This is a genomic window from Stenotrophomonas maltophilia group sp. Smal12, from assembly GCF_037079935.1.
Lineage (GTDB): Bacteria > Pseudomonadota > Gammaproteobacteria > Xanthomonadales > Xanthomonadaceae > Stenotrophomonas > Stenotrophomonas sepilia.
On record NZ_JBAWUK010000078.1, the window covers coordinates 1 to 13,468 of the forward strand.

At 60.6% G+C, this 13,468-nt stretch carries 6 protein-coding genes; 4 read left to right on the forward strand and 2 right to left on the reverse strand.

Features of this window, described 5'->3' with window-relative positions; genetic code table 11:
• The coding region (locus WDC87_RS20835) for a hypothetical protein (protein WP_336331326.1) at window positions 1-304 on the forward strand (304 nt) is incomplete at its 5' end.
• Here the strand turns inward: WDC87_RS20835 and WDC87_RS20840 are convergent.
• A complete protein-coding gene (locus tag WDC87_RS20840) occupies window positions 301-1,848 on the reverse strand; it encodes a site-specific integrase (protein ID WP_252744687.1) in 1,548 nt (515 codons plus the stop codon). The genes WDC87_RS20835 and WDC87_RS20840 overlap by 4 nt on opposite strands.
• 273 nt (window positions 1,849-2,121) lie before the next feature.
• On the opposite strand from WDC87_RS20840, the gene WDC87_RS20845 reads away from it, so the two are divergent.
• The 3 genes from WDC87_RS20845 (at window position 2,122) to WDC87_RS20855 (ending at window position 12,298) form a co-directional block, all read left to right on the forward strand.
• A complete protein-coding gene (locus WDC87_RS20845) occupies window positions 2,122-3,360 on the forward strand; it encodes a tyrosine-type recombinase/integrase (RefSeq protein WP_252744688.1) in 1,239 nt (412 codons plus the stop codon).
• Window positions 3,350-4,510: a hypothetical protein gene (locus tag WDC87_RS20850; RefSeq protein WP_252744689.1), complete on the forward strand. Its 1,161-nt coding sequence runs from the start codon at window positions 3,350-3,352 to the stop codon at window positions 4,508-4,510. The genes WDC87_RS20845 and WDC87_RS20850 overlap by 11 nt, the downstream gene beginning before the upstream one ends.
• 96 nt (window positions 4,511-4,606) lie before the next feature.
• Window positions 4,607-12,298, forward strand: a complete 7,692-nt coding sequence (locus tag WDC87_RS20855) for a UvrD-helicase domain-containing protein (protein WP_252744690.1) — start codon at window positions 4,607-4,609, stop codon at window positions 12,296-12,298.
• Window positions 12,299-12,406: 108 nt separating this feature from the next.
• Here WDC87_RS20855 and WDC87_RS20860 read toward each other — a convergent pair whose 3' ends face one another.
• Window positions 12,407-13,279, reverse strand: a complete 873-nt coding sequence (locus WDC87_RS20860; protein ID WP_301655140.1) for an inovirus-type Gp2 protein — start codon at window positions 13,277-13,279, stop codon at window positions 12,407-12,409.
• Between the last annotated feature and the right edge of the window lie 189 nt (window positions 13,280-13,468).

Consider the following 13,468-nt stretch of genomic DNA (forward strand, 5'->3'; position numbering starts at 1 on the left):
CATGACCATGGTGATCACTCCTGAAATCCCCCGAGCAAAAGATGCTCAGGATGTGGGCTTCAGGTGGGTCAGTTTTACCCGCGCATCACCGCCGAAAGTGGGTCAGTTCTGGATGCGCGCCAACAGCCCGACAGATGGAAGCCCTGCGCGCCCAGTTCCTGGCCAATGCGCTGGGCCTGCCGCTGCCGTATTTCTACGCCACGTCGGATTTTCTGGCAGAGGTGAGTTGCTGGTGTCTAAGCTGCCCGATGAGCGCCAGCAGGAAGCGATGGCCGCGTTGAAGGCCATCGCTGGAAAGGTTTAAGCCCGTTCCTTGGTTCGGTTGCTGGGCTTGCTGTCAGGCAGCTCAGTCAACAGGGGGCGCAAGGCGTCCAAGTTGAGCGCATAGGCCAGCATCGACAGGCCGGGAGACTTGCCGGCACCGTGCAGTTTCTCGGCGGCGGTGAATTCCCGGCTGTAAGTCGCATGGTGTTCGTCGTCCAGTTCGTGGCCGACGATTTGGGCCCTCATTTCCGAGGCGACGCCAGCGGTCTGCATCTCTTGGATGACGCTCTTGCGCAGGCTGTGGAAGCCGCGTTTGGCTTTCGGCCAATCGGCAGACAGCTTGCCCATGTAGTAGCCGAACGCTTTGGAAATCCAGTTACCGGGCCCGTTCTTGGCGTTGGTGGCGGCTTGCGGGAACAAGCGGGTATCGCCACGGTCCCGCAGCCGCTGCACGTAGTTGAGGAAGCCTAGCGCCAGCAGGTCGGCGTGGATGGGCACCACCCGTTTGGAGACATCGCTTTTAAGCCGCTGGTTCTCGCCTTCGTCGGTCACGTGGAGGACGGGCACGCCGTCGGCCTCTGCCACGTCCGTCAGCAGTAGTTGCCCGACTTCGCCGGCCCGGCCGCCGGTGTAAAGGCCCAGCAGGGCGGCCCAGCGTGTGCCGGGGGAAAGCCTGGCGACCTGCTCGGGCGCGTAGAGAGTGTGGATCTGGGGCAGGGTGAAGGCCTTGAAGCCCAGCTTTTTCCGCTGGCGCTTTTCCTTGGCCGTGTAACGCACGTGACCCTTGGCCGGGTTGTCCACGGTCGGGAAGTGGCCGGATTTGGTGGCCCAATCGAAGAAGCCGCCCGCACCGCCCAGGTAGGACTGTTTGTTGTAGATGGAGGGCGTGCTGTTGCCCTTGTCGCGCAAGTGTTGATAGAAGCGCGCCATGTCAGGCCGGCCGATGGTGTGCACCTGGTGGTTGCTGCCGATGTAGTCCACCAGCATGTTGATGGCCGTGCCCTTGATGGTCAGGGTCTTGGGGCTGGTGAACGCCTCAAGGCTTTTCAGCCATGCGTCGCGCGCCTTGCCCATGGAAATGGCTTCGGCCACAGTAGCGGCCGGAGCCGTTGGCGCAGGTGCAGCAGGTGCCGGAGAGGGGGCAGGGGGCTCGTAGCCGTCCAGCATGGCCATGAGCGGGTCCTTTTCATACATCGCTGCCAGTTCGGCATTGCGACCGCGTGGGGCCGTGGCTTGGCGGTAAAGCCGGACGTCGTCGTCGTTGTCCAGTTGCCAGCGCTCGACGATGGAGCCATCGGCGCGTTGCGTGCGTTCCAGCGTGAGTTCCGGCAGACGGCTTTTGCTCAAGCGTGCAATCAACGCGTCCACGTCGTCCTTGCTCATCCCTGTGTCCTGTATGGCGGTGAAAGCCGCAGCATAGCGGGCGGACAGCTCCAACGCGGCCAACCGTGCGGCCAGCAGGTCAGCGCCCAGCGAACGCTTGAGGAAAGCGCGTCCAACCCTTTCACGCAATGCAGAGGGAACGCGGATGCGGAAGAGGTAACGGCCTGACGCGGCCTGCGTAAGGTAGTGAGGAAGTGCCATCGGAGTTGTGCCCCGATTTGTGCCCTGCCCGCGATCTTTTAGCCAACAAAAAACCCCTGTAAAAACAGGGGCTTATGTAATGCTGGCGGAGAGAGGAACTGCTCGGGCGATGCCCAACGGGGCCCAGCCGATCTCAACCTTTGAAAATTTTAGCACGAGGTTCAGCAACTTAGCTACAGCTGCGTACCAATCGACCCCAACGACACCTAAAGGAAGCAAACATCAAATGGCATACTCGATGGCATACCGGAAACAGGGGGGCCGAGGAAGGACATGGGATTGATCACGGATGCAAAGGCTCGCAGCCTGAGCCCTGGCGGTCAGGCTGTCCCGCACGGAGGCATAACTGGCCTGACGCTGCATCCGTCGCCCTCACAGAAGGGGCAGGGTAAGTGGGTGCTGCGGTACGTCAGTCCTGCCACGGGCAAGCGACGCAACGCCGGCTTGGGTGCCTACCCCGAAGTTGGGATTGCTCTGGTGGGTAAACTGGCGCGAGAAATGCGCGAGCAGATCGCGAGTGGGCAGGATCCGTTGGAGGTTAAGGCGGCTGACCACGCTAAGCCGAAGACACCGACCTTTCAGGAAGCAGCGGAGCTACTCCACGCGGAACTAAAGCCCGGGTGGAAGAATCCCAAGCACGCACAGCAGTGGCTTAATACGCTGACTGAGTACGCGTTTCCACGGATTGGCTCCCTTTCCATCGACCAGTTGCAACCGCGGCACGTTGCGGATGTCCTCCGCCCCATCTGGCTCGACAAGGCAGAGACGGCAAGTCGCGTGAAGCAACGGCTACACGCGGTAATGGCGTGGGGTTGGGCGCACGGATTTAACCAAGCCAACCCGGTCGATGTCGTAACACATCTGCTTCCGCTGCAGCCGGGAAAGTCTGTCCGGCAGGAGCATCAGCCAGCAATGCCCTGGGCGAAGCTTCCATCGTTCGTGAAAGCAGAACTTGCAGGAGCTGGCGAGTACGAAGTCACGCGAAATGCTTTGCTGTTCCTGATCCTGAATGTCAGTCGTTCCGGCGAGGTGCGCGGGATGACGTGGGCGGAAGTGAACCTTCGCGCGAAGCTGTGGACGATTCCTGCTGCTCGCATGAAGGCCAAACAGCCTCATCGAGTGCCATTGTCGGAACAGTCCGTCAAGCTGCTCAGGCGCCAGGAAGGCCATCACGACGAACTTGTCTTTCCCTCTGTGCAGGCTCGTTCGGTCATGTCGGACATGACGCTCACAGCCTTGTTGCGGAGAGCGAACGCACCGAGCGACACGCCTGGGCGTATTGCGACCGCCCACGGGTTCCGCTCGAGCTTCCGCGACTGGTGCAGCGAGCAAGGCTATGCCCGTGACCTGGCAGAGCGGGCGTTGGCGCATACGGTCAAGGACAAGGTCGAGGCCGCCTACCACCGCACAGATCTCTTGGAGCAACGTCGTCCGATGATGCAGGCCTGGGCCGACTTTGTTCACCCACCTGCAAAGAACCCCAAGAAGGATGCCTCGCCGCATGACGCCTGAATCGCCAGCCATTCGAGTTCGGCCCTTAGCCAGCATGCTTGACGGGAACGACCCTGTTGAGTTCGTTCACAGGCTCCTTGAGGCTGGATACGACAGGTTCTACGTCAAGGTCCCGAAGGGATTTCGGGTCAGCCTTCTCTCCATTGACCCCTTTCCTCCTGGGTACCAGCTTCTGTGGCCCCAGAAGTCAACCCAAGGTCCCGTGCGGGCTGATGGCAATCAGGCCCAGATACGGTATTTGCAGCTCGATACATCGCAGTTGCGTGACGTTCTCGAATATCCCCCCGTCGCATTGCACCAATTCAGTGCGGGAGGTCTGGAATCCGCGTTGACGCACGATGGCATTCCTTCAATCGATTTCAAGTATCGAAAGGGTTTGCTGGGTTTCCTCTTGCCCACCGAGCGGGCCATCGCCGACAAGGTGCCAACCGAGTTTGATGCCAGCTCGGGTGCTCCTGTGGTCGTGAAGACGTTGAATCGCATCAGAAGCCAGTATTCGTACATTCTTCACGGGGTCAGTTTCAAGGATGTTTTCGTTGAGGCGCCCGCACTTAGTGACGCCTTGGAAAGCACGCCGACTGCTAAGGATGTGCTTGTGCCAGCCTGTGGAGATGCGCCGGATGACCCCTATGGGCTGAAAGATTCGTCGTCATTGGTATACGAGATCCTCCGCAAAGCCTATAGAAATCGAGGGAGGGCGCGCAGTGAGATCGATGCGCCATCGCTTGCGGCAGAATTTCGAGAGTTGAATGCCGGCTACAAGAAGAATCCCAAGCCTTTCAACGACGGTCGGCATGAGTTCGCGGCGACGCTCGCCAACCCCGGCTACAACTATTCGTCCGAGGGCCTTGGGGAGATTGATCTTCCCGAAGAGGCCGTAGAGGTTCCGGCGGATACATTCCTCGATCAGGATTTCATCAATCACAAGCTCAGAAAACTCCTATATGCCGCCTGCCGTTGGAGTGGTGCTAAGGAACCAGGACTCGGCGGCGATCGGGAAAAATTGGTGGATCTCTTGGTTGGTCTTGGCTTCTTTGACCGGGAAGACAGTGATCAGGTGCAGTCGTTGGTTTACTTCATCACCGGTGAAAAGTACCGGCGCAACAAGCACAAGAGCGACTTTAGGCACATCCGCAGCGATCGAGGGTGACGCCAAGCCGGGGATGGGTAACGCGCACACCCGGTCATTTTCCATTTCGCCAAGACTTTGGGAGACGCGTGTGTGCCAGCAAGGGGATGAACAATCATGAGCACGCTGGCCGACCAGCTGAAGACATTGGGCTTACAGCCGACCGAGCGAGAGGTTGTGGACACTAGGAAGACCAATTCCAAGACCGGTGGTCGGCCGCTAGGATCTGGTAAGAAGCCACAATCTGATGAGGGAATGCTCTTCTTGAAGCTGCCACGCTTCGGAACTGTGGCCAGGCTCGACGAAGAACGGGGCTTCGGCTTCATCTCTGGTGGCGCGCGCGAGGACGTGTTCTTCCACTTCAGGGGATATCCGGGCCGGCTGCCTGACGGAAAAAAGCTTCCCCCTGTGGGATCGCAGGTGCTTTTCATTACGGGCAGCGACCCACGGCGTCCACACGAGCCCAAGAAGGGTGCAGTCTTGTGGGCGCCCGTCGAAATCTCTTCAGCTTCGCTAGGGAATGCGCCCACGGATCAGACATCTGTGGACGCTTTGCGGCGCAAGCGCCTAGGTGAGTTGCCGCGGGATGCGCTGTGGGGCCTGTTTGAAACAGCGTGGTACGCGAAGCCGTGGGGTGGAAATGCGCCGGCACCCACCGACCTGGAAGACGAGGTACTGGGACAGGTCGTCTGCGAACGTCTGGCCGAGATGTCGCCGGCTGATCTGGAAGCACATCAGGTCAGTAGCCGGCTGGCGAAGTCGCACTACCAGTTTGCTGCCTGCCTGTCGCCAGGCAGCCCGGCTTGCGCGTTCACGCGGATGCTGGAAGTGTTCGAGCCAGCACAGCTGGCCGTGCTGGGGACACCAGACCCCTCGTGGATTCAACGCCAGAGGCTTTCTCCGGACGCCCGCTCCCGCCTCCTTGAATGGCACCTGCTCAGCCGGGCCTTGTCGAAACCGCGTGGCAACTGGGAGTCCTGTTTCCCAGGAGCCGAGGCATCCGAGGTCGAGCTGGCAACGCGTTTCCTGGCCTACGACATCCCGCGGGATGCGTTCATCGATGCTTGGCTGGACAGGATCGTGCGTAACGGATTGCTGTCCGAAGTACAGGCTGAAGCGTGGGCGGACCGTAATCTCGATCTATCGGTTTCGCTGTTTCATCGACTTCCAGCCGCGCGCCAGGTTTCTCTGGTGTCAGGGTGGCGGAAGAATCCGGCAGGGCTGGACAAGCAACTCCAACAGGAACCATCACGTGCAAGGACGCTGCTTACCGCTGCGTCACTGGCGTTTGACCTGGAAACCGACGGTAAGCGCATCTGGGAAATCGGCTGCGCACGCAACGGACAGGCCAGCCTTCTTCACGATGAGCGTAGCGGGACCGACCTGGATGTGGCCATGGCCGACCTGGGGCAGCGAGTCCACGCTGCGCCATTGGTGGTAGGTCACAATGCCCTGGCATGGGACTGGCCGATTGTTGCCCGCCACATCGCGCCGACTTCGGTGCCATTGATCTGGGACACGTTGCTCATCGGGTACCTTCTGGAGCCGCAGGCGGCGTCGCACGCGCTCGGTGGGCGGCATCATGCGGACCGGGATGCACTTGACACTTTGCAGCTGTTCAAGCGACAGCTAGAGGGCCTGCCTGAAGATATTGCACGCAGGGTGTTGATCGGCGAGTTCACCGATTCTGCCCGACTGCTGGATGCGGTCATTGAGGCCCAGCGGGGCGTCCGCGATTTTGCCCGAGAGTTCCCGGGCTTCATGACCGCGGAGGGAAGCTCGCCTGCGAAGCTGGTCGTCGTGCCCGAGAGCAGGCTCGGGGAGATCGACTGGGTTCCGGGCGCGTCGGTGGTCTCGGCGGACCCCAGCGAAGGGCTGGCGGCCGAGAGGCGGGAAGTTGACGTTGCCTTGCTTAAGAAGGCCCTGCCGGCAGACGCCGCGTCCGACCCGGCTGCTCGGGTCCTGGTGGCTGTTGGGGAGCAGGCTGCCGCGCAGGGCATCGCGCTGCGGCGGAACATGATTCCGGTCTGGCTGCTTGAACGTGACGCCCGCCTGCGGTCGGCGGTCGACATGGCGTGCGTAGTGCCGAAGGCCGGTTCGGGCTGGCGTATCGCGTCGTTGCCCGCCAGCGTTGACTGGTGGGCCAGCAGGGATCCATCGTCCTGCGTGGTGACCGGGCTCAGCGATGATGTTCTCGTGCTCGATCGACGGAAGGTTGCGCAAAGCGATGTTGCGCAGATGCTGGGTGAAATGCCCGCAGCGCCATTCATGCGTATCGGTGAAACCGGATCTGCGTTGCGATGGTTGCTCGTCGACCGTGCCGCACACGTGCTCGACTCTCGAGGAGGTCTGGCTGCATTCACGACGCTCCCCGTCAGCGATGCGGCGATAGTTCGTGCCGAGGGCGCGCCGGTTCCGTCATGCCGTCCGAAGGTTGCAACGCGGCGCCATCACGTGTTGCATCCGCGGGCCGAGGACCAGGGCAGCTACTGGGCCGAGGTGCTTCGTACGTTCAAAGAAGTGGCGACGTTTGGAGCGGGAACCGTTCCGATTCTCCTGATTGCGAGTACCCAAAGCGAGGCGCTGCGTGATCTATTGACAGTTGGGCTGGCGGAGATCGGGCTTGGTGAGGTGAAACCGGAACACCGCAGCCAACGTGAACACATGCTTCGCGCCTCGAGTGGTGGCCTCGCGCTGGTCGACGTGGTCGACCAGTGGCCCGTCTGGCAATCGCTTGCCCAGTCGGCAGGCGTGGTGCTGCAACCTGTGGTCGAGGCACTGCCGATCGAGGAGTGGCATGCCTGTGCGGAGACGCGCATTGCCGCGCAGGCAGGTTGTGATTCTGGGCAAAAGACCGAGAAGGCGGGCGGCGCCACCGTCGTTAGTGGCGCTGCTGTACTTGAGTCTGCGCCTGCCTTGTTGCGGGCCCGGTTGCATGGATGGATGGCCGATGTGGGGCTGTCAGCGTCGCAGCTCCCCACCATCCTTGTTGATCCGCGCGTGGGCGACATGGCCAAGGGGCTGTCGAACTTGGCGGACTCGTTCCAGCTTGTGGAGACGCCATTCCTGGCTGAGCAGGCGCAACGGTTGGAGCTTGTGTTGTCGCCGTTCAAGCTGGTGCGAGAGGTGGCTCCTTCCGGCATCGAGGCTATGGAACGCTTCCTGGTGGCGAACTGGCAGCCTCGAAGCGGGGGCGGTGGGAATCGCGTCACCGGCTTCAAGCCGTCGCAGAAGATTGCGATGGAAGCCATCTGCGAACGCTCCGCTAATGTTCTCGTCTCGTTGCCGACGGGCGAGGGCAAGTCGGTGCTGTTTCAAGTTCCCGCGCTCTGCCGTGGCCTACGCAATAGACGGCTGACATTGGTCATCTCGCCGTTGAAGGCCTTGATGCGGGATCAGGTGGAGCGCCTGCGGGAGCAGGGTTTCTCCGAGTCAGTCGACTATCTGAGCGGTGATCGACCGCCCAGCGAGATCGCCGAAGTGATCCAGGGCGTACTCGATCATCGCATCGTGCTGCTGTATGTCGCGCCAGAGCGGACACGCAGCAGTGTTTTCCTCGATGTGCTTCACAAACGCATGCAAGCTGACAAAGGCTTGGAGCATGTAGTAGTGGATGAAACCCATTGCGTGAATCAGTGGGGATACGAGTTCAGGCCGGACTACTTTCATGCGCTGAATCTGTTGCTGCGCATGTGTCGTGCAATGGATTTGAGTGAGCCGACGCCTTTCCTGTTGCTGTCGGCAACGATCACCGCGTCCGACAGGGTCCGTTTGCAGGCCGTCATGTCCGGAGATTCCGGAGAGACGGGATCTCCACTGCCGCTCTTGGCAAGGCTGGACTCGTTCTCCAATCCATTGCGAACGCATATTGCCGTTGAGCCGCGTCGTGTGCGTGGCATGCTCAACGACCGGCGGAACTTTGACAAGGCACTGGCGGAGCGTCTGCCTCACATCGAAGAAGCCGTATCGGCGGCACGGCGCAACCGGGCGTCGACGGGTCAACGTAGTGCCGTCATAGTTTTTGTATCCAGCCGATACCACGCGGAGGTCGTGGCGCAGCGGCTTGCCCGGGCCACCAGCGGTCAGGTCGACTACTACCATGCGGGCTTGGATGCAGGCTCGCGGGAAGAGATCTACACGCGCTTTCTTGACGGTGACCTTGATGTCCTCGTGGCGACGAAGGCCTTCGGCATGGGCATGGATATTCCGGACATCCATTGGGTCGTGCACCTTGCACCGCCGGGATACCTCGAGGACTACCTGCAGGAGGTTGGCCGGATCGGGCGCGGGGAGCGGGAGCGTAAGAATGCGCAGCTCGAAAAGCTTTCCGCCACGCTGCTATTCTCGGATCAGGACTTCGAGTCGATCCGGGGTTTGCGGGCGCGCAGCGCCCTATCCCTTCCAATCATCAGGGATCTCCACGAAAAGGTGTGCGAGCACGCATACCAGGTGGATGGCCAGCAGCTCGCGATCGTTCCTGCCGAGGGCTACGGCACGCCACAGAACCCCGTGGGGCAAAGTCCGGCCGCCAGACGCGCGGCCGCGACGCGAGTCAGAATGGGGCTGTACTGGCTCGAACGGGCCGAACGCGTCCGCCTGTGCGGTTCCGTCCCGGATCTGATTGAGGTGACTGCCTACCCGTCCTCGCTTGAGCGGATATCCCAGGAGGATGGTTTGGCTGCTGAAGTAGCCGGTTTGATTCTTAAAATTGGTTCGGTGGACACTTCGCTTGCAGGTGCATCCCTTGGAGGCGGCTCCGTTTTTGGCGCTTCTCCAACCCCGGCAGGACTTCTCGGCGGCACGATCGACGTGCTCGGACGGCTGTTTTCCAGCTTGTCCGACACGGTGGGCATGCTGTTCGATGGCTCGGCAAGAACTCCGGCGCGGTCGCTTCCAAGCCCACGTCCCGCACACGCCGGGTTGTCGAGCGGTGAGGCCGCCACGGCAAAGACGGTGATTCTCAATCTCTCCCAGATCAAGCTGCGCAGCAGTGCGATCAAGTCGATGGGAGATGTGCTGGCAGTCCTAGGCGACCTCGAAAAGCGTGGGGCTGTATCGCTGAATCGCGAGATTGACGTTGTTCCGCGCAAGCTTGCATCTGAGCCATCCACCAAGATCAGCGAGCTCTTCCAGTACGTCGATGGCGGAGTAGCCGAACTCATACGCCGGCTCGCGAAGAACGGACGAATCGAGTTCAATCCGTTTGAGATGGTCGAGGACGTAGAGGGGCCGCGGGTCGGCGATGACAAGCGCCGGATGTATGAAAGATTGTTCATTAACGGCTTCAGAAGCCTTGCGCGTGCATCCGGAGTCAAGCTTCGCCAGCTGGTTCGGGCCGACGATAAAGTCATCTGGGAGGCAGTGCTTCCGCGGTCGTCATGGTCCAAAGCAGATTCCAGACGGCAACGTTTCCTGCAGGGGGCGAAGTCCCTGTTCGCGGCCGTCGCAAACCAGAGATCGATCCCGATTTCGAAACTTGTGGATCAGCTACGTGCCGGAAGCCATGACGGCCGTTTCCGCGAATCCGACTTGAACAAAGTGGCCGCGCTCTTGTCGGCAATGAGCCTTGTCAGCATTTCGCCGGAGTTGGTTCCGCTGTCACATGTCGTAGCAGTATCCAATGTCGATGGCAGGCTTGAGGATCAGGCGGATATCTGGGACGAGCTCAGGCAGGTCAATGAACTTGCAGAGGCACGAAATCTGGCAATGGAGGTGTTCGCAAACGTGAACACGGATGCCCACCCGGTCTTCATCGAAGGGTATTTCGATGCCGCTGATGGCCCTGCGATCAAGCAGTTCCTTGATTCGCAACTGGGTGAAATAGTCAGCGAGGATCGGGGCGGCCCCTCCACCTTGCTCTTGGAGATGCAGGAGAAGCTCCGCGCCACGAAAGCGGTTGAGTTCTTCGAGAGATTCAGGGGCTCGGAAGAATCAGCGCAATGGGAGGTGGCCAAGGCGCCGTTTGATCAGCACATCATGGTCAACGCGGGTCCCGGGGCTGGCAAGACCTTTGTCCTTGTAGGAAGAATCGCGCACCTGATCCGGGAGCAGAACATCGATCCCTCGCAAATCATCGTGCTTGCGTTCAATCGCGCAGTCGTCTTTGAGATCAGGCGACGGATTCGCGAGCTGTTCAAGTCGCTGGGCTATGCAGCCTACGCGGGGCGTCTGCGGGTCTCGACCTTCCACTCGCTGGCTATGCGGAGCCTGGCGCGGGAGGGGGTTGAGATTACTAGAGACAGTGTGCAAACCCTGCTTTCTGATTTTTCCAGTCGGCTGTCGAAAGATCCTTCGTTCGCCCAGAGGGTAGCCGGCGGCGCACGTTGTGTCCTTGTGGACGAATTCCAGGACGTGACGGATGACGTGTATCAGGTCATCAAGTATCTCCACTCCGGCAGCGGGTCTAGGGCAGGGGTCATGGTGATTGGTGACGACGACCAGGACATCCTGCGCTGGCAGCGGAAGAATGATGGTAGTGCTCACCAGTTCTCCGAGAAGTACTTTGATCAGTTTACGCACGATTTCGGGGGAGGAAGTTTCCAGGAGTTCCTGCTGGGCGTGAATTTCCGATCTGGCGAGAGCATTGTCGAACGCAGCCAGTTGATGATCTCAGGGTTCTTCGAGCGCACGAGCCGCTCCCGGCGTCTGAAGTCCTCCCGGTTGAGATCACGTGCGGGAGCCAGGGAAGGGGCGTGCCAAGCGATCGAGTGGAGCGGTCGAACGTGGGGCGAGGCGGTAGAAGGCACTGCAGCTTTGCTAAAGGACCTGACCGGCCGCGAAGGCGAGTCGACCGCCGTGCTCTGTCGTTCGAATGCTGAGGTCGCTGAAGCGCACAGACTGTTGAGCCAGGCGCTGCCGAAATTGAGGGTGCAGGGGGGCGCCAATCTGCGCGTAGCCCAGCTGAGGCACGTGGCGCTCTGGTTGGACCATCTTCGGGAGGCGGCTGCCAAAGGCGACGCCGCACTTTCAGAGGATTTGCGGCGAGAGATCTTCAACCGGACGGTGCAAGCTGGAGGTGTTCCGGAATACTCCAGGCCGGCTACGTCCGACGTCACGCTGGACGATCTGTGGGAGCTGTGCTGCCGCGAGCGTTCATTCCCCCATCTTTCCTCGCTCGTTCAGTTTGTCGATGAATTGAGAACCGATGAACTCGTGCGGTTGCTGGGGACGGTAGATGAAGCGTCAACGGCAGTAGTTTCGACACTGCACAAGGTGAAGGGGCTTGAGTTCGACAACGTAGTAATTCTGCCGTCGATGATTCAGTTCGGCGTTGCAGGGTGGGATCGACTGGGACCGGATCTCCAAGGCGATGCCGCGGAAGAGGCGCGGCTGCTGTATGTGGGAATGACCCGGGCCAAGAGGAATCTGACGTACTACCGCGGTGATCGCGAGCGGAGCTGGGGAAGGAAGGATCCTGTGCCGTATGACGGCCTGCGCACAGACGGCCAGGTGTTGATCGGTTCAATGGAGGATGTCTCGCTCGGTTGGGCCATGCAACGCAACGCATTCAACCCAACTCCGGATGAGTGTCAGCGCTATATCGAGACTGAAGTCGCGATAGGTGATCCAATCGTGCTTGGCGGGTGGGGGGGCGGTGCGTTCAAGTCTTTCATGCATCGAGGGAGTTCAGGACAATTGACACAGGTCGGCTTTCTTGCGAAGCAACATGTAGTCGGCGGACCGAATGCTTCGCTGAAAGTCAGCGCGGTCCTGCGGTTCCGGCCGGACTCAATCGACGAGACGCTGGCAGACTGTGTTCGTGATCGTGGCTGGGGGTACGTTGTGCTTGTTTCGGGGCGCCTCCGCTGAGGTTCGCTAGATTCCTAGCAGCGTAACCACGGCTCCTGCGTGCTCCCCGGGGCGTGTCAAGAGAAAGGGCCGGCAAGCCGGCCCTTCGTCTGGAAGCAAGATTTGAGGTCACTTTTTCAGCAACTCTCGATCAATGGCTGAGGTGTCCAGGCCGCTGCTCCTGGGCGCGCCACGGCCGCTGTGACCCTTCGGCATGATTCCCTTGCGCAGGTTGCGGATCCCCTTCTTGCTCGCGGTGTCGGCGTCCTCGTCGCCTGCCAGGGACTTCGGCGGGCTGGGTTTGAGCTGCGTGGTTTCCTTGCACAGGTACTCGATCGCCAGGCGCAAGCCGCGCAGCTTGTCAGTGTCCGTCGGATGGATCAGACCCAGGCAGTTGAAACGGTACTGGTCCGTCCGGGTGTAGCAGTTGAAATAGCTCGCCTTGGCCTTCTTGCCCGTCTCGCCGACATCCACCCCATCCTCGTACTCTCCATGGCCGCAGCGGCGGACCCAGTCCTCTCCGACCATGCGGGTCAGATTGGCCGCATCACGGTGCTTGTGCCCGTCCAGGACAATGAGGACGTGAAAGTGGATGCCACGATCGATCCCGTCCTCGCGCTTGCTGATGTAACCGAGGACGTCGGGAACGATTCGATTTTCGCGCAGAGCACGCAGGAACCTCGCGTAGTGGCCATCCGCTTCGCGAGTGTAGCCCCAGCCCTTGAACGCCGGGCGGAAGTAGAGATCAACCCGTAGGATCAGCAGCTGCGAACGACGCTGGAACTGGGCTGCCAGATACTCGCAGCAGCTGGCGATGTTCTTCTCTTCGTTGCGCTTGTAATTGTCGACTTCGTCCTTGTAGGCCTGGCTCCGACATGATGCGCGGATGGAAGCAGCCGCGTTCTCGAGAATCTCACGCGTTCGTGGATCAATCAGTACCGGATCGCCGTTACGGGTGTGAGCCCAGAGCTCAGGCGAACACTGGTCGACGACCTTCAGCATAACGGTCAGGGGAGGATTAAAGCGGTGGTGCTTGTAGTACTCCGCACTGTCTTGGTTGTAGCCTGTTGGCGCGCATCCAGAACTGACCCACTTTCGGCGGTGATGCGCGGGTAAAACTGACCCACCTGAAGCCCACATCCTGAGCATCTTTTGCTCGGGGGATTTCAGGAGTGATCACCATGGTCATGT

What these genes read in the sequence shown, in the direction of transcription:
- WDC87_RS20860 (WP_301655140.1), bottom strand. Translation starts at nt 13,279, where the DNA reads ATGCTGAAGGTCGTCGACCAGTGTTCGCCTGAGCTCTGGGCTCACACC.
- WDC87_RS20840 (WP_252744687.1), bottom strand. Translation starts at nt 1,848, where the DNA reads ATGGCACTTCCTCACTACCTTACGCAGGCCGCGTCAGGCCGTTACCTC.
- WDC87_RS20850 (WP_252744689.1), top strand. Translation starts at nt 3,350, where the DNA reads ATGACGCCTGAATCGCCAGCCATTCGAGTTCGGCCCTTAGCCAGCATG.
- WDC87_RS20855 (WP_252744690.1), top strand. Translation starts at nt 4,607, where the DNA reads ATGAGCACGCTGGCCGACCAGCTGAAGACATTGGGCTTACAGCCGACC.
- WDC87_RS20845 (WP_252744688.1), top strand. Translation starts at nt 2,122, where the DNA reads ATGGGATTGATCACGGATGCAAAGGCTCGCAGCCTGAGCCCTGGCGGT.